The organism is Thalassospira xiamenensis M-5 = DSM 17429 (assembly GCF_000300235.2).
GTDB classification, from domain to species: domain Bacteria; phylum Pseudomonadota; class Alphaproteobacteria; order Rhodospirillales; family Thalassospiraceae; genus Thalassospira; species Thalassospira xiamenensis.
This window is the reverse complement of the sequence record NZ_CP004388.1, coordinates 4232818-4249238: the sequence shown is the minus strand read 5'-3', so window position 1 is coordinate 4249238 and position 16421 is coordinate 4232818. Positions and strand designations below refer to the sequence as shown.

Annotated in this window: 15 protein-coding genes; 2 read left to right on the top strand and 13 right to left on the bottom strand. The window is 55.1% G+C overall.

Translation table 11 applies throughout. From position 1 onward, the window contains the following. The first annotated feature begins 94 nt into the window (after window positions 1-94). Together mdoH and TH3_RS19605 are read left to right on the top strand one after the other, a co-directional pair. Window positions 95-2188 carry a glucans biosynthesis glucosyltransferase MdoH gene (gene mdoH, locus TH3_RS19610; protein ID WP_233421806.1) on the top strand — a complete coding sequence of 698 codons (2094 nt, stop codon included), beginning with the start codon at window positions 95-97 and terminating at the stop codon, window positions 2186-2188. Window positions 2189-2327: 139 nt separating this feature from the next. Further along, on the top strand, window positions 2328-2810 hold the full coding sequence (locus TH3_RS19605) for a hypothetical protein (RefSeq protein ID WP_007088650.1): 483 nt from the start codon (window positions 2328-2330) through the stop codon (window positions 2808-2810). 224 nt (window positions 2811-3034) lie between these two features. On the opposite strand, the gene TH3_RS19600 is transcribed toward TH3_RS19605, so the two are convergent. From TH3_RS19600 to TH3_RS19540, 13 genes are all read right to left on the bottom strand, one after another. Further along, on the bottom strand, window positions 3035-3928 hold the full coding sequence (locus tag TH3_RS19600; RefSeq protein WP_007088651.1) for an SDR family oxidoreductase: 894 nt from the start codon (window positions 3926-3928) through the stop codon (window positions 3035-3037). A gap of 21 nt (window positions 3929-3949) precedes the next feature. After that, on the bottom strand, window positions 3950-4756 hold the full coding sequence (locus TH3_RS19595; RefSeq protein WP_007088652.1) for an enoyl-CoA hydratase/isomerase family protein: 807 nt from the start codon (window positions 4754-4756) through the stop codon (window positions 3950-3952). A gap of 39 nt (window positions 4757-4795) precedes the next feature. Continuing rightward, complete coding sequence (locus TH3_RS19590) at window positions 4796-5326, bottom strand: thioesterase family protein (RefSeq protein WP_007088653.1); 531 nt, start codon at window positions 5324-5326, stop codon at window positions 4796-4798. 55 nt (window positions 5327-5381) lie between these two features. Continuing rightward, entirely contained in the window at window positions 5382-7166 is a 1785-nt protein-coding gene (locus tag TH3_RS19585) for an acyl-CoA dehydrogenase C-terminal domain-containing protein (protein WP_007088654.1), read from the bottom strand. Window positions 7167-7184: 18 nt separating this feature from the next. Beyond that, complete coding sequence (locus TH3_RS19580; RefSeq protein WP_007088655.1) at window positions 7185-9509, bottom strand: 3-hydroxyacyl-CoA dehydrogenase/enoyl-CoA hydratase family protein; 2325 nt, start codon at window positions 9507-9509, stop codon at window positions 7185-7187. Then, window positions 9509-10645 (bottom strand): thiolase family protein, encoded by a 1137-nt coding sequence (locus TH3_RS19575; protein ID WP_007088656.1) that lies wholly within the window; start codon window positions 10643-10645, stop codon window positions 9509-9511. Before TH3_RS19575 ends, TH3_RS19580 begins: the two co-directional genes overlap by 1 nt. A gap of 47 nt (window positions 10646-10692) precedes the next feature. Next, entirely contained in the window at window positions 10693-11097 is a 405-nt protein-coding gene (locus tag TH3_RS19570; RefSeq protein WP_007088657.1) for a MerR family transcriptional regulator, read from the bottom strand. 104 nt (window positions 11098-11201) lie between these two features. Continuing rightward, window positions 11202-12893, bottom strand: a complete 1692-nt coding sequence (locus tag TH3_RS19565) for a long-chain-fatty-acid--CoA ligase (RefSeq protein WP_007088658.1) — start codon at window positions 12891-12893, stop codon at window positions 11202-11204. Between the two features lie 97 nt (window positions 12894-12990). After that, window positions 12991-14298, bottom strand: coding sequence for an OmpP1/FadL family transporter (locus TH3_RS19560; RefSeq protein WP_007088659.1), 1308 nt, complete (start codon window positions 14296-14298; stop codon window positions 12991-12993). Window positions 14299-14352: 54 nt separating this feature from the next. Next, on the bottom strand, window positions 14353-15024 hold the full coding sequence (locus tag TH3_RS19555) for a DUF6134 family protein (RefSeq protein WP_007088660.1): 672 nt from the start codon (window positions 15022-15024) through the stop codon (window positions 14353-14355). Between the two features lie 23 nt (window positions 15025-15047). Beyond that, window positions 15048-15344 (bottom strand): SCP2 sterol-binding domain-containing protein, encoded by a 297-nt coding sequence (locus TH3_RS19550; RefSeq protein ID WP_007088661.1) that lies wholly within the window; start codon window positions 15342-15344, stop codon window positions 15048-15050. Between the two features lie 232 nt (window positions 15345-15576). Next, a complete protein-coding gene (locus tag TH3_RS19545) occupies window positions 15577-16188 on the bottom strand; it encodes an RT0821/Lpp0805 family surface protein (protein ID WP_007088662.1) in 612 nt (203 codons plus the stop codon). Next, the gene (locus tag TH3_RS19540; RefSeq protein WP_040060230.1) at window positions 16185-16418 is read right to left on the bottom strand and encodes a glycine zipper domain-containing protein; all 234 of its coding nucleotides are present in this window, start codon (window positions 16416-16418) and stop codon (window positions 16185-16187) included. Before TH3_RS19540 ends, TH3_RS19545 begins: the two co-directional genes overlap by 4 nt. Window positions 16419-16421 lie beyond the last annotated feature (3 nt).

Here is a 16421-nt window from a genome sequence, read left to right as displayed (position 1 = left end):
CGCGGGCACAATTGCCTGTGTGGTGCGTTTTGCCCGACAGTCGCAAGTTGAATTCAGGGAAAAGTAAAACCTTATGAGCCGGATTTCCGATCCTATGCCTGATAGCGCAGCCAATCATGGTGTCAACGAGGATGACCTTGACCCGACAGTCAAACTGCGTGGGCCGGGTGTTGGATCACGGCGCATTTTCCTGTTTGGCGCATCGATTTTTGCGACCGCCTATGCCGCGTGGTTGATGGCGGATGTATTGGGGGCCGACCAGCTGACCGTCATGGAAATGGTGGTTATTGCGTTCTTTACGATCAACTTTGCCTGGATTTCAGTGTCCTTCTTTACCGGGATTGTCGGGATATTCCTGCGTGGGTTCGGACTGGATGCGATTACGCTGAAACGGTTGAAGCCGATTGCGCGCAAAGGGTCGCTCAGATCCAGGAATGTGGTGGTGATCCCGGTTTATAACGAAGACCCGGACCGGGTTTTTGCCGGGCTTCGCGCAAGTTATGAAAGCCTTGTCGCGACGGGTGAAATCGATGCGTTTGATTTCTTTGTTCTGTCCGATACCCGTGATCCCGATATCTGGATCGCCGAGGAAGTCGCATGGGCCAAGGCCTGCGCGGATTTGAAAGCGCGCGGCAAGATCTTTTTCCGCCGTCGGGCGGAAAATACCGAACGCAAATCGGGGAACCTTAAGGAATTCTGCGAAACCTATGCGACGCATTACGATCACATGATCGTTTTTGATGCCGATAGTGTGATGTCGGGCGAGGCCATGGTGAATATGGCCTATCTGATGGAAAACAATCCCGATGCCGGGATCATCCAGAGTCCGCCGCAGCCGACCGGCCGCCAGACCCTGTTTGCCCGTATCCTGCAATTCATTTCGCGTGTGCATGGTCCGACCATGTCGGCCGGTCTTTCGTTCTGGTGCATGGGCAGTTCGAACTATTGGGGGCATAACGCGATCATTCGCGTGCAGGCGTTCATTGATTGCTGCGGGTTGCCTGTTCTGTCGGGCAAGCCGCCGATGGGCGGGCATATCCTGAGCCACGATTTTGTCGAGGCCGCCTTTATGCGCAAGGCGGGCTGGCGTTGCTGGCTGATCCCGCAGCTTGAAGGTAGCTGGGAAGAATTGCCGCCGAACCTGATTGATTATGCAATCCGTGATCGCCGCTGGTGCCAGGGCAATATGCAGCATTTGCGGCTTCTGTTTGCGCCGGGATTCAGGCCGCTTAGCCGTTTGCATTTCTTCATGGGGGTCATGAGCTTTGGCTCATCGCCGCTGTGGCTTCTGCTGTTGCTGTCTTCGACGATTGCGACGCTGCAAAACACCCAACTGACCTATAGCTTCTTCCCCAGCCAGTTCACGATGTTCCCGCAATGGCCGGTTGACCGGTCGTTCGAGATGCTGGTGTTGCTGGTCTTTACCATCGGTATGCTGGTGGTGCCCAAAATCATCTCGATCCTGATGGTTTGTTTCGGCCGTGATCGCAAGAAATACGGTGGGGTCATGGTGCTGGCGAGTGGTGTTCTTGAAACGCTGTATTCCGCCTTGCAGGCACCGATCATGATGATGTTGCATGCGCAGTTCGTGTTTTCGGTTCTGACCGGCAATCAGGTGGGTTGGGATGCACAGGAACGTGACGATACGGGGGTACCGTTTAAGGCGGCATTGAAAACCCATCGGACGATCATCGTGATCGGCCTTATCTGGGGGGCGGTGGCGCTGTTTGTGGATACGGCGTTCTTCTGGTGGCTGTCGCCGATTCTGGCGGGGCTTGTTCTGGCACCGTGGCTGACGCATTGGTCAAGCAGCCTTGCCATCGGGCGTGCGGCGCGCCGGATGAAGCTTTTTGTGACACCCGAAGAAACCGAATCCCCCGAAGAACTTGCGACATTGGCGCGCCTGACAGCGGAAGCGCCCGATGAAGATGTCAAAGACGGGTTGCTGCGCCTGATCGAGGACCCGTTTGCCAACGCGTTGCATTCGGCCCTTTTGCCCGCGCGTAAACCCGATCGTCGTACCCAGATCGAGATCGGGATCATCTATGAAAAGCTGTCCCGGTTGGGGGTCGAAAGCCTGACAAAAGACGAGAAACTCAAGATTCTATCGTGGCCGGTCAAACCGCTTGATCAGATTATGGCTGGCAAAAAGGACGAAAACGCAAAAATGCCCGCTAATTCGTCATAGTGCATTGATTTTCTTGCATAGGTCGCGCCACAAAAACGCCCTGATTTAATCAAAATATGCCGCGGTTTTTAGGTGATCATAATCCTTACCAAAGAGTTAATCACCGATTGTCGCCATTTAGCCCGAAGGGGCCGCAAACATGACTGATCTGACCATCGCATCAAAAGGCTTTTCCTACGCTGCTTTTGAATCTGCTGCCGTGACGCGTTTGATCGATGAAACCGCGCGTGCGTGGTTGCGTTCGTTCAGTGTTGATAATCCGCAGGCTCATCAGCGTCTGGTGAACGAGCTGCGTACTGCGTTGCAGCAGGACTCCGTTGCGACAACGGAAAAAGAAAGCATGCAGGACATTCTTGATCAGGCGGCCCATGATGCCATCGCAAGCTGGTTTGCTGATCTGAGCGGCCAGAACAACTGTTTTGGTTCTTCCGGTTTTGCCATGATGCGTTGTGCGTTTCTGTCGGCCAACTGCGACAACGCCTGGTCCGAGCGTTTTCTGGATCGTGAACACAGCAACAACGACCTTGCCCTTGCCCTGTCGGTACAGATGATGTGCCCGACCCCGGCGGTGAAAAGCTGTGTGATGCCGCGCCAGTCGCTGGATCGTCGCGCCGCATCCTGAATAATTTAAAGATTTGCGCTGACTTGTTTTACCCTCAACGTCATTTGCGCATTACCAACGAAGCACTGCCATAAAGGCGGTGCTTTGTTGTTTGTGCATATGGCCAAAAAAGAACCCGCCCAAAGGGCGGGTTGAGTTCAGCGGGCGAGTGGGACCTGATCCCGATTGAAATCAGATCCCGATGACGTCAGGGCACACACTCCCCAACGCCGACGAAAAAAGGTTCAGGCGGCTTTGCGCGCGGCGGACAGTTTTTCAAGAAGCCGGGCGACGGCCGGATCGTTTTTGCCGTTCCGGTCCAGTTCAAGGAAGAAGTCCGGATAGGGGGCCTTGCCCGGTGTCAGGTTGTAGGGTTCGAAATCCGTGATCCCGATGGCTTCCAGCACGCTTTCATCGGTGAAGAATCCCCCTGTAACGTCGCGTGCAGGCGATGTCAGGATGGCGTGTGCGGCATCGGCAAGGATTTCGGGGCTACGCGCACGACCCTGTTCAAGGCCGGGGATCATGTTAAGGGCGGCGGTTTCGATGACGGTAACGGGCCAAAGTGAGTTGACAGCAACACCTTCGTCTTCGAATTCCGCAGCAAGGCCCAGCGTCACGAGGCTCATACCGTATTTTGAAATCGTATAGGCGGTGTGATTGGCAAACCATTGTGCCGACAGGTTGGGCGGGGGTGACATGGTCAGGATATGCGGGTTGTCCGATTTCATCAGATGCGGCAGGCAGGCCTGCGCACAGGCGAAACTGGCCCGGGTGTTGACCTGATACATCAGGTCAAACCGTTTCATCGGTGTTTGCAGGGTCGGGGTCAGGTTGATCGCGCTGGCATTGTTGATCAGGATGTCGATCCCGCCAAAAGTTTCAACGGTTCGGGCAACAGCGTCCGCGATCTGGTCTTCTTCGCGAATGTCGGTTTTAAGGGCAAGTGCCCTGCCACCGGCTTCCTCGATCTCGGCGGCAGCACTGTGAATGGTGCCGGGCAGTTTGGGATGGGGTTCATCGGTTTTGGCGATAATCGCGACATTTGCTCCGTCGCGTGCCGCACGCAGCGCGATTGCCTTGCCGATCCCGCGCGATGCGCCGGTGATGAACAGTGTTTTGCCTGCTAAACTTGCCATGATTTTCTTCCCTGAATTTTCTTATGATTTGCCAAATTGCGGGCTGCGTTTTTCGACAAAGGCGCTGACACCTTCGCGGAAGTCGTGGCTTCCGGCGCAATCGGCGAAGGCGGTGGCTTCGAGGGCCAATTGTTTTGCCAGATCGTTTTCGGGCGCGGTGTTGAGCAACGCCTTGGTGCGGGCAAGGGCGTCGCGTGGACCGGCGGCAAGGCGGGCGGCATATTTTGCCGTGGCCGATGCCAGTTGATCGGCGGGGACGACCTTGTTGACCAGGCCGCATTCATGGGCGTCGGTCGCGGTGAACCGGTCACCCAGAAAGGCGATTTCCTTGGCTTTCTTCATGCCGACAAGGCGGGGCAGCGAATGGGTTGATCCGCCATCCGGCGACGTACCGATATGGATATAGGCCAGCGTGAAAACGGTTTCCTCGGCGGCAACCGCAAGATCGCAGGCATTCATCAGGCTGATGCCAAATCCGGCAACCGCCCCTTCAAGCTTTGCGATAACAGGACGGGGCAGAGCGGTGAGGCGGATGATGATGTCATGGACCCGGTTGATCATGGTTTCGATCTGGGGGCGGGATTCTTCGGCCGGGTTTTTTGATAGCTCATAAAAGAACTTCACATCGCCACCGGCCATGAAAGTGCCGCCTGATCCCTCGATAATGATTGCACCGATATGGGCAATGTCCGCCTCGATCCGGTCAAGCGCGGTACCAAGCCCTTCGATCATGGATTGATCAAGCGCATTCATCCGGTCGGGCCGGTTCAGGGTGATCGTTGCGATCTGATCGGTGATCGCCAGCAAGACGGCATCAGTTGAAGTCATTAAGAATTCCTCCCGCGGGTTTGCACCCGGTTCTTTTTGTCAGGCGGCAAGCCGTGCTTCGATGGCGGTTTCCATGTCCGGCCAGCCTGAAAGCCAGTCGGGCATGACTGGTGATGTTTCATCCGCACCCACCAGACGGCAAATCTGTTCGGGCGGGACGATGCCATCGGGACCGACAAACACGGCCTTTACGATGCCAAGTGCCAGTGTCTTGTTTTCCGCGATGAAACGCTGTTCCAGATAGAAACCCTTGTCGTCCCAATAAAGGGCCTGGGTTTCGAGTTTGAAGTGCTGAAACGGTTTGATTGCGCGCTTGAACCGCATGGTCGAGCCGGACACGACCGGCTGCCATTTGCGTTTGAACATCTGTCTGGCAATGCCGTTACGCAGGATCAGTTCCGTGCGTCCCAGATCCATCAGGGCGAAGTAGCGCGAATTGGTCATATGGACATTGATATCCAGATCCAGTGGCCATGCACGGAATGACAAGACAGACGGATCAAGCGGATGCAGACCGGGCCGCAACCAGGACAGAACCAGCACACGGATCAGTCGGAAAATCAGATTCACGACAGGCTCCTTGCACCAATGATTGCCGGTTGAGGGATGCGGCCCATTTGCATGATCAGAACAGATCCTCGTCCAGTTCCATCATGGTGCCGGACCCCGCCATCATCGCGCTGAACAGTGCGCCGGACTGCGGCAGGATGCGTTCCATATAGAATTTGGCGGTGATCAGTTTCGCCTTGTAGAAACCGTCCGGGTCGTCGTCCTGTTTCGTAAGGGCGACTTCGGCCATGCGGGCCCACATATAGCCAACCGCGACCAGCCCAAACAGGCGCAGGAATTCGGTGGCGGCGGCCCCGGCTTCGTTGGGGTTTTTCATGCCGCGTTGGGCCAGTTCACCGGTGGCCTGCTGCAAGCGCATGAAGGCCTTTGCCAGTGGCTGAACAAAATCGCCAAGCCCGTCCTTCGAGACATTGGCTTCGATATATTCCTGTACCGGGTGGAAGAAACGCCGAAGGTAACGTCCTGCCTTTGCCGGCATTTTACGCCCGACAAGATCAAGGGCCTGAATGCCGTTGGTGCCCTCGTAAATCTGGGCGATGCGGGCATCACGAACATATTGTTCCATCCCCCATTCACGGATGTAACCGTGGCCGCCAAAGACCTGCACGCCAAGATTGGCGTTATCAAAGCCCCAGTCGGTGAACAGGGCCTTGACGATTGGGGTCATCAGTTGCACGAATTCGTCGGCTTCTTCGCGTTTGACCGGATCGGCATGGTGTTTGGCGGTATCAAGCGCACGCGCCACCCAAATCCCCATCGCCCGGCAGCCTTCGTTGGTCGCGCGTGCGGTCAGAAGCATCCGGCGGACATCGGGATGCACCAGCAGGGAGTCGGCGGGCTTGTCCGGGCTTTTGGGGCCGGTCAATGCCCGGCCCTGCAGGCGGTCACGGGCATAGGCCGCCGCCCCCTGATAGGCGGCTTCGCCAAGGCCAAGACCCTGAATACCAACTGAAAGCCGTTCCTGGTTCATCATGGTGAACATGGCGGGCATGCCCTGATGGGGTTCACCGACCAGATAGCCGATTGCGCCATCAAAGTTCATGACACATGTGGCGGATGCCTTGATGCCCATCTTGTGTTCGATGGAACCGCATTTGACCGCATTGCGATCGCCAAGGGACCCGTCGTCGCCAACCATGAATTTCGGGACAAGGAACAGGGAAATACCCTTGGTCCCCTTGGGCGCATCGGGCAGTTTTGCCAGAACCAGATGGATGATGTTTTCCGTCAGGTCATGTTCCCCGGCGGAAATGAATATCTTGGTGCCGGAAATGGCATAAGACCCATCTTCAAGTGGTTCGGCCTTGGTCTTGATGATGCCAAGATCGGTACCGCAATGCGGTTCGGTCAGACACATGGTGCCAGCCCACGTGCCTTCGACCATTTTCGGCAGATATTTGTCCTTCAGTTCGTCCGAGGCGTGGCTGTGAAGGGCGGCGTAAGCACCAAAAGACAGACCCGGATACATCCCGAAGGACAGGTTGGTCGAACAGATCATTTCTTCGACCAGGGCATTGATCGTTTTCGGCGCACCCTGACCGCCATAGACGGGATCGCAGGCAATGCCCGTCCATCCGCCTTCGGCAAAGGTCTGATAGGCTTCCTTGAAGCCCTTGGGCGTGGTGACAACACCATCATCCCAATGACAGCCTTCCTCGTCACCTGTGCGGTTGATCGGGAACAGGATTTCCTCGCAGACTTTTGCGGCTTCTTCGAGAACGGCATCGACGACGTCCGGGGTGAAATCCTCGCATCCGGGCATCTGGTTGATGTCGTTATAGTCAAACAGTTCGGTCAGGACGAAGCGCATGTCGCGCAGCGGTGCTTTATATTGGGCCATTTTTCTGTCCTCCTCGTCCTAGTTTCGCAACGGCTTGCCGGTCAGAAGCATATGTTCGACCCGGGCCATGGTGCCTTCGTTGCGGACCAGACGCATGAAGCCTTCGCGCTCCAGTTCCAGAATGTCATCTTCGGAAAGTTCTTCGGTCACGTCGGTGTCACCACCGGCGAGAACTTTGGCAAGTTCACCTGCGACGACACGGTCGTAATCGGTGGCTTTGCCGAGGCGATAGAAACCATCAACCGCCATCTCGAAGGCAACCCGGGCACTTTCGCCCGGAAGGCGATAGGTGAATTCTTCGGGGGCTTCGTAACCATCGACCATGGAAAGCGCACGTGCCTTGGCATCGGCCAGTAGGCGATTGCGGTTCATGGTGATGCCGTCATCCGGACGGAAGAACAGGTTTTCCTTGGCTTCCATCGCCGATTTGGCAACGGTTGCCACCGAGATGATTTCAAACGCCTTGGCACTGGGGGCCATCGGTCCCTTGGGGAATTTCGGGTTTTCCGACCAGCGACGGATCATTTCCTTGCACCCGCCCCAGGCCGGGATCAGACCAACACCGGGTTCGACCAGACCGATATAGGTTTCCCCGTGGGCCTGCACGGCATCACAATGCAGCAGGACCTCGCAGCCCCCGCCCAGTGCCATGCCGCTGGGTGCGCCAACGACCGGGAAGGGCGAATATTTCAGGGCCTTGTAGGTTTCCTGACCGGTTTCAACGAGGTTTTCAATTTCCGGCCATGCGGCGATATTGGCGGCAAACAGCGCCAGACCAAGGTTGGCCCCGGCGGAGAAATTGCTGCCTTCGTTATAGATCACCATTGCCTTGAACTGCTTTTTGACAGTCCGGATGGATGTCTTGACCATGCCAAGAACGTCAGCATCAAGGGCATTCATTTTGGTATGGAATTCAAGGCAGGCGACGCCATCCCCGATATCCCAAAGCGATGCGGCGCGGTTGCCAGCAACCGGTTCAGCTTTGCGTTTGATGTCTTCGAGCAGAAGAACACCGTCCGGGCGAGTGACTTTGGCGTATTTGCCATCAAAACCAAGGAAGAACAGCGTGCCGTCTTCGACCTTGTAAAACGATTTCCCGGTGGCCTTTTTGAGTAATGCCGGGACCTCAATGCCATCCGCCTCAAGCATGGCAATCAGGGTATCGACCCCGATGGCATCCATCAGTTCGAACGGGCCGGTTTTCCACGCATAGCCAAGTTTCATCGCGTCATCGACATCGACAATCGAATTGGCGGCTTCTTCGGCGATGAAGGCGGCATAGGCAAGGGTTTTGGCCATCACGGCACGGCCATAAAGACCCCCCTTGTCCTTTGCTTCCATCATTTTGCGCGGGTCTTTGCCGGCAGAACGAACGCTTTCAAGGCGGGCTTTTTCCGACTTGGCGAATTTGCCGGTCTGAAGATTGACGGATTCCTTGACCTTTTCGCCACCTTCGCGGTTCAGACGGTAAAAACCGCCCTTGCCCTTGCGACCGGTATAGCCATCGGCGATCAGTTTTCCGACCAGATCGCTTTCGCGGTAAATGGCGTGGAACGGATCGGATTTATCAAGGGCACCTGCCATGCTTGATTGCACATGGGGCATCAGATCCAGACCCACCAGATCCATCAGACCAAAGACACCGGTTTTGGGAATGCCGAACGGGCGACCAATGACGCTGTCGGCTTCTTCGACAGTCAATCCCCGATCCATGGCTTCGACCATTGCGGCCTGAATCCAGTAGACACCAAGGCGGTTGGCGATAAAGCCCGGCTTGTCATGGCAGATGACACAGGTCTTGCCCAGTTTATGATCGGCAAATTGCTCGACCATATCGATGACGCCGTTTCGGGTGACGTCCGAGCCAACCAGTTCCAGCAGACGCATATAGCGCGGCGGGTTGAAGAAATGCGTGATGATGAAGTCCTGCGCAAACCCGTCGCCCATGCCATCGATCAGTGTGGCAAGCGGAATGGTCGAGGTGTTTGACGAGACAACCGATCCCTTGGCGCGAACGGCGTCAATTTTGCGATACAGATCCTGCTTGATATCAAGGCGTTCGATGACGGCCTCGACGATCCAGTCGCATTTTGCCAGCTTATCAAGGTCGTCCTCGATATTGCCGAACGTGATCAGCTTTGCCACGCGTTTGGACATGAACGGGGCCGGATCGGTTTTCAGCATCTTGGCAACCGCACCTTCGGCAACCGCGTTGCGGTTTTCTGATCCTTCGGGAACGATATCAAGCAACAGAACGGGCGTGCCCGAATTGGCGATATGGGCGGCAATCCCCGCGCCCATAACACCGGCGCCGATAACGGCGACCTGTTTGATGCTGGTCATTACATCGCCTCCAGAATGGTCGCGATCCCCTGACCCCCGCCAATACATTGCGAGGCAAGTGCGTATTTGCCGCCTTCACGTTTCAGAAGGGCGGCGGCCTTGCCAACGATACGCGCACCCGTTGCGCCCAGCGGATGCCCGATGGCCAGCGCACCACCGTCGATATTGACGGTTTTGATATCCAGACCAAGGTCGGAAATGCTGGCGATTGCCTGCGATGAAAAGGCCTCGTTCAGTTCAACGACATTAAGGTCGGAAGCCGTGATACCAGCACGTGCCAGCGCCTTTTTCGAGGCACCAACCGGGCCGATCCCCATGATTTCCGGCAGGCAGCCATCAACCGCGACGGATTTTATCCGTGCCAGCGGGGTCAGGCCGTGTTTCTTGGCATATTCTTCGGAGCAGACCAGAACGGCGGATGCGCCATCGGTCAGCGGCGAGGATGTTCCGGCGGTGACAACGCCATCCGCCTTGAAGGCCGGTTTCAGATCGGCCAGACCTTCGGCTGTGGTGTCGCCGCGAATGCAGCCATCTTCGGCGATTGTGCCGTCCGGGCCCTCAATCGGGATGATTTCATCGACAAATTTTCCTGCGGCCTGTGCGGCGGCGGCCTTTTTATGGCTTTCCACGGCAAAGGCTTCCTGTTCGGCACGCGACAGGTTGTATTTGGCTGCGACGTTTTCTGCGGTGTCGCCCATGCCCATATATGCCTCGGGCATTTCCTTATACAGGGCCGGGTTGGGCATCGGGTTGAAGCCCATCATCGGCACGCGCGACATGCTTTCGATACCGGCACAGATGAAGGCATCACCGGCACCAATCGCGATGGCGCCTGCTGCCTGATGGATCGATTGCATGGATGATCCGCAGAAACGGTTGACCGTAACACCGCCGACCGAACGCGGCAGACCGGCAAGGAAAGTAACCAGTCGGGCGACGTTAAGCCCCTGTTCGCCTTCGGGGAAGGCACAACCCAGAACCAGATCCTCTATCGTGTTGGGATCAATCCCGGTTTTATCCACCAGACCTTTGACAACCTGTGCAGCAAGATCGTCAGGACGGACCTTGGCAAGGGCACCTTTGCGTGCCGGGGTGAAAGGCGACCGGACGTATCCGGCAATAACGGCATTGGTCATGGTGAAGTATTCCTTCCTGAGCTGTCAGCGATTCCGGAAAGCAATTGTTACGATGCCGGATCGAGTCCTTTTTCTTTCAGCGCATCAATCGATTGTTGTTCGATTTCGCGCAATTCATCCAACGTGACGTCCAGTGCCTGGCGTTGATCCTCCAGGGCTTCTATTCGATCCCGAACCCGGGTCAGCAGCATTTTGATCTGCTCGGCCTGGGTGGGGTCTGCGCCATAAAGATCCAGATAATCTGCAATCTCTTTCAGCGTGAAACCCAGCCTCTTGCCCCGCAGGATGATCAGCATTCTTGCCCTGTCCTGACGGGTATAAATCCGGGTAGTTCCAGCACGCTGTGGTGCTACGAGACCCTTTTGTTCGTAAAACCGGATGGTGCGTGGTGTGACCCCCAGATTTTCAGCCAGTTCGGGAACGGTATAAAACCGGTCGTCAATTTTCGTCATTTGATCGCCCTTATGGTATATATTTTTATCTTTACGTCAATTAGTTTACGTTAACGTCACTTGGATTTTTTCCATTCTGTGTGACATGACGTTAACGCATTGAATTATTGTGCTTTTCCCTCGCGTTTCAGGCGTTCTTCTTCGACCAGTTCCTTCTTCGACAATTTGCCGACCATGGTCTTGGGAAGCTCTTCGCGTATTTCGATTTCGCGCGGCATCTCGATTCTCGAGATTTTATCATCAAGGAAAGCCCGTAAATCTTCGGCGGTCACGCCTGCGGCGTCGTCTTTCAGCCGGACAAAGGCCTTTGGTGCCTGACCGCGATATTGATCGGGCACGCCGATCACGGTGACTTCGGCGATCTGTTCGTGCAGATAAAGCGCTTCCTCGATGGCGCGCGGATAGACATTATAACCGCTGCACAGGATGACGTCTTTAAGCCGATCAACCAGAAAGATATATCCGTCCTCATCGGAATAACCGACATCACCGGTTTTCAGCCAGCCATCGACAAAGGTTTCTTTGGTTGCGGCATCGTTCTGCCAGTAGCCGGGCATTACCTGCGGGCCGCGGACGCAAACCTCGCCTTTCTCGCCGGTCGGCATGATCTGATCCGGTCGGTCAAGCGACCTGATCTGGATTTCGGTACCCGGCATCGGGATACCGATTGATCCTTCCTTGTTGACACCTTTTACCGGATTGCATGTGCAGACGGGGCTTGCCTCTGTCAGGCCGTATCCCTCGACCACTTTTGCGCCCGTAATTTCCTCGAACCGGTGTTTGACTTCGACCGGCAGGGGCGCGCCGCCGGAAATGCAGCATCGGATCGTTGACAGGTCATGCTTCAATGTCTCGGGCGAGTTGTTGATCGCGGTATAGATCGTGGGCACGCCCGGGAAGATCGTGACGTTTTTTTTATCCAGTGCCTTTAGCAAGGCATCAAGTTCGAAGCGCGGCTGCAAAACAAGTTCTGCGCCAAGATTGATCGACGTGTTAAGCGCCACGGTCATGGCAAAGACGTGGAAAAACGGCAGAACGCAAAGCGTAACTTCGTGCCCCGGATTTGCATCGGGCATCCAGCGCGTCAATTGATCGACATTGGCGCTGAGATTGCCATGCGTCAGCATCGCGCCTTTCGGGCGACCGGTGGTGCCACCGGTATATTGCAGTACGGCCAAATCGTCGTTTGTTACGTCTGCGACGAAATTTATGGGTTTGCAGTCGATCAGCCGGGAGAAAGGGATATGACGCAGATCTTTGGGGATTTCGGCAAGTTCGCTGCGCTTGAACAGGCTGAAAAGAACGCTTTTGACCGGGGGCAGGATGTCGCTCATCTCGCAGATGACGATCCGCTTCAGGCAGGTTACATCCAGGCAATCTGCCACCTTGGAATAAATCTGTTTCAGATTAAGCGTTACCATCAGGCGGCAACCGGAATCCTCGATCTGGTAAGCGATCTCGCGCTTGGCATAAAGCGGGTTGAAATTGACAACAACACCGCCGCATTTCAGCACGGCATAGTAGCAGATCACGTAATAAGGCGTGTTGGGCAGGCAAAGCCCGACCTTGTCCCCCTTACGCACGCCAAGCTGATGAAAGCCTTCGGCGACGCGATCAATTTGTCTGGAAATGTCTTCGTAGTCGTAAATACGACCCAGAAAATCAAGACAGGGGCGCTTGGCAAAACGTTTTGCGGCATCATCAAAAATCTCGTGAACCGGGCGCATGCGCACCGGCGAGCTGACATCGACACCGTTTTGCAGGACAGGCGCGTCTTGGACGTTTATTTGGTTCATACGCGTTAACTCCATTACGTTAACGTCACTTTGCGGGCAAAAAAAACCGCCCGACGCGGAATGGCCACCACCATCCCGCATCGAACAGTATAACCGATCAGAACTTGAAATTCGCCTGTAGAGCGATGATGTCGACGTGCGCGTCGTAATCCGCCGCGTAGCTGCCAAGGAATGTATCCGTCTCGTCAACGCGTGCCGAGTTTGCGAAAACATGCGTATATCCAAGGCTTACGGCCGCCCAGTCTGCAACCTTGTATGCCGCACCAAGAGAGACCCAATACCGGTCGGAGTCAGGCAGCCGAACGTTGCGATATTTGGTTTTTATTGGCGATTCATCAAAGGCGACGCCACCCGTAAAGGACCAGTTATCGTCATACTGGTACCTTGCGCCAAGTGATGCAAACCAGGCGCTGCCCCACTTGTATTCGTCCGAGGTTGAGCTCTGCGTTCCGGCTTGCGGGCTGATGTCACCATCATAATTGAAGGTGAGCGTGTCGATGGAGTTCCAGTTGGTCCACTGTGCGTCCGCCATAACGGTCCACTGACTGTTCAGTTCCTGGGAGACGCCAAAGGTGATTGATTCTGGCGTGGCAACCTTTGCCGTCGCATTCCGGTCGGTATAACCAAGTGCGTTGGCGGCCGTATCAAAGTCAATTTTACCGTCAAGTTCGTGCTTGATTTCAGAGTTGTAGGAAAGACCGATTTTCGTACCATCAATCACTTCCCAGTTGATGCCTGCGGCCCAACCAGCGTCTACTGAATCACCGCTTACTTCACTGTTTCCTTCGCCAGCACCAGCAAGGTTTGGAACTGACCTAGCGAGCGACGCATCCATCTGCTGAATTTGAGGTCCAGCACCGACCGACAACCCGTTATCAAATCTGTAGGCAAGAACAGGCTTGATATTGATGGTCTTGATTTTGGAGGTTGTACCATAGAAGCGCCCCGCAAAATCAGGTTCATAGTCAGTTACCAGTCCCCAAGGGGATGTAATTGAAATACCCATATTTAACTGGTCATTTAGTTTCCAGACGGCATGGGCGTTAGGCACAAACGCGTCCTGTGCCATATCTTTATAGCTGCCGTTATTGAAGGTTTGAGTATTCGTTACAGCTCCACCAGAGGCCACAATGTTCTTTGCTTTCGCGACGGGCATGATCAGTGAGCCACCAACACTATAGCTCGTTTCCTTATATTGCCCGACGGTTCCGGGATTGTAGAACATGGTTGATGCATCGGTTGAGAGCGTCGACATGCCAGCAAAGCTGGAACCCTGTAATGTGCCGCTGGTCTCACGGACCTGAAAGCCTGATGCATGGGCGCTGCCGCTTGCCGCAAGTGCGCAGATAAGTGCCGTTCCGGAAGCTGCCCCCCACAGGCAGCCTTTCTTGAATTTGGACGTCATGGGTATCTCCCTGAATCATAACGGTTTTGAAGAATGCGCTTTTTGCGCCCGCTTTTATTTTTGAAGGTCTTTGGCATCGACCCGGATAAAGTCGATGTCGTAACCCTTTCTTTTGAAGCTTGTTTTCAGAAGCTTGCCGTCGGAGCCATACCAAAGGTCGCGTTGAACATCCCCGGTCATGGCATAGTGTGTGGCCGGTATTTCCCGGTTCTTGATGGCAAGTGTTTCTGTCCCGGTTTTCCGGGTTGTCACAGCGTAAGGTTCGGCATTGATGACGCTGTAAAGACTTGTTTTCGCAGTGATATCCTCGCGCCAAAGCGTGAGGGGCCATGCACCGTCGCAGGCATCACGTTTCGCGATCCGCTTGCCAGCGACTTCATAGCAGTCGCCGTCATATTCAGCCTTGTAGACATAGGGGGTGCCGTCATCATTTGTGTCGGTATCAACCGACACAAGCTGATCGTTCCGCCATTTTTCAAGGCGTGAATGGCCATACTGGAATTGAAGGAAAAGGACCTTTACATCCGTACGCGTGGTGATGGTGGCGGTATAACCATCTGGCGTATCGGTGATTTCGACCGTTTCAAAGCCGATGGGTTCCCCATCCTTCAAGACCTGATAATTCAGTGTTTCGTCGGCATGCGCCGATGAAATTGCACCAAGGCTTCCGATCAATCCGGCGGCCAAAGTGCAAAGAACGGTGCTTTTGATAAAGCTGTGCCGCATCCCTGTTCCCCTGACGATAGAAATCAATCCAGCATGGATGAAAGTTTTGCCGCGACTCCCATGGAGCCCTTGATCTTGAGCTTGCCCATTGTAAAGGCGAGCATGGGATCAAGTTTGCCGGCAATGAGCTTTTCCAGATTGGCTTTCTTGATTTTCAGGATGCAGTCCGCGTCACTCATATCGTCATCGCTGATTTCTGGCTCGGGGCCGGTCGCATCAATGACAATATGTCCATCTTCGCCGCAATCAAAGGCAACCACGGCATTAAGGCCGCGCAATTGCGGAAGTTTCTGTTTTACGGATTCGAGGATATCCTCCACGAACGCCTCCCTGTGAAGCTGATGTTGTTTTTCTGTTTATGTCAGCACTGTAACGCAAAGTGACGTTAACGTAAAACAAATTACGATATGGATAGTTGGGCTCCTATTAAGTCACTGATCTGGATAAATAATCGACCGCAAAATTGCGGTTCCAGACAGCAGAAAGGACCCGGAAATTCCGGGTCCTTCAATATACAACTACGCGTATAGGTCGTATTTCCGGCAGGCGATATCAGGATACGATCTGCCAGCTTCCATCGGGTTGCATGCAGGCTGTGCCATAGCTTTGCTGCTGATTTCCGCCAATGACAGTTGTTGCCGTATATTCGCGGCAATAACGTCCCGCCGTATTTTGCCATGTCCGGGTTGGCGTCATATCAAACTGGCGTTGCGACTCCGGGTTGATCCATCGGGCGGTCTGTCCGTCCGGAATTTGTTGAAGGGCATATCCCGTGCAGGCGACATCGGCCTGATCCAGGCTTTGCCCGACAGAGTACCCACCCAGCAGGCCAAGGATCGCACCGCCAATCATGGCAACGTCACGCCCGCTGCCTTTGCCGATTGTCGATCCGATAGCCGTTCCTGCGCCGCCGCCGATCAGTGCACCAATCACATCGCGGTTGCATCGCAGGAAATTCCCGTCTGATACGAACATGTCGGGTCGATATCCGCGGTCATAATCCCTGTGGTGGTGGTGTTTATCATTATGCTTTGCACGATGACCGTGCGCCGGTGCCCAGGGTGGCGGGTCGGCAAAGGCCGTCGCCGGAATGGCAACCGGTGCGACGATGCCAACAGAGACCGCAGCGGCCATAATGCGTCGGGACCATTTCAAGCCTGTCACTTCCGGCGTTCCTCATTTTCATGAAGGATATAACCGGCACCGGTGCCAACGACCCCGCCAATTAAAGCCCCGCAGGAAATACATCCGCCCGTGACGGCTGTACCCACAACGCCAACACCGGCACCAATGGCGGCACCGCTCAGCATTTTCTGATCCCTGTCACCCAAACCGCTGCAGGCCGACAATCCCAGTGTGCTGGCAACGGCCAATGTAATAGCTACGTTTCGCATCTC

What these genes read in the sequence shown, in the direction of transcription:
- TH3_RS19560 (WP_007088659.1), bottom strand. Translation starts at nt 14,298, where the DNA reads ATGACGTCCAAATTCAAGAAAGGCTGCCTGTGGGGGGCAGCTTCCGGA.
- TH3_RS19605 (WP_007088650.1), top strand. Translation starts at nt 2,328, where the DNA reads ATGACTGATCTGACCATCGCATCAAAAGGCTTTTCCTACGCTGCTTTT.
- mdoH (WP_233421806.1), top strand. Translation starts at nt 95, where the DNA reads ATGCCTGATAGCGCAGCCAATCATGGTGTCAACGAGGATGACCTTGAC.
- TH3_RS19570 (WP_007088657.1), bottom strand. Translation starts at nt 11,097, where the DNA reads ATGACGAAAATTGACGACCGGTTTTATACCGTTCCCGAACTGGCTGAA.
- TH3_RS19555 (WP_007088660.1), bottom strand. Translation starts at nt 15,024, where the DNA reads ATGCGGCACAGCTTTATCAAAAGCACCGTTCTTTGCACTTTGGCCGCC.
- TH3_RS19580 (WP_007088655.1), bottom strand. Translation starts at nt 9,509, where the DNA reads ATGACCAGCATCAAACAGGTCGCCGTTATCGGCGCCGGTGTTATGGGC.
- TH3_RS19595 (WP_007088652.1), bottom strand. Translation starts at nt 4,756, where the DNA reads ATGACTTCAACTGATGCCGTCTTGCTGGCGATCACCGATCAGATCGCA.
- TH3_RS19600 (WP_007088651.1), bottom strand. Translation starts at nt 3,928, where the DNA reads ATGGCAAGTTTAGCAGGCAAAACACTGTTCATCACCGGCGCATCGCGC.
- TH3_RS19565 (WP_007088658.1), bottom strand. Translation starts at nt 12,893, where the DNA reads ATGAACCAAATAAACGTCCAAGACGCGCCTGTCCTGCAAAACGGTGTC.
- TH3_RS19575 (WP_007088656.1), bottom strand. Translation starts at nt 10,645, where the DNA reads ATGACCAATGCCGTTATTGCCGGATACGTCCGGTCGCCTTTCACCCCG.
- TH3_RS19585 (WP_007088654.1), bottom strand. Translation starts at nt 7,166, where the DNA reads ATGGCCCAATATAAAGCACCGCTGCGCGACATGCGCTTCGTCCTGACC.
- TH3_RS19540 (WP_040060230.1), bottom strand. Translation starts at nt 16,418, where the DNA reads ATGCGAAACGTAGCTATTACATTGGCCGTTGCCAGCACACTGGGATTG.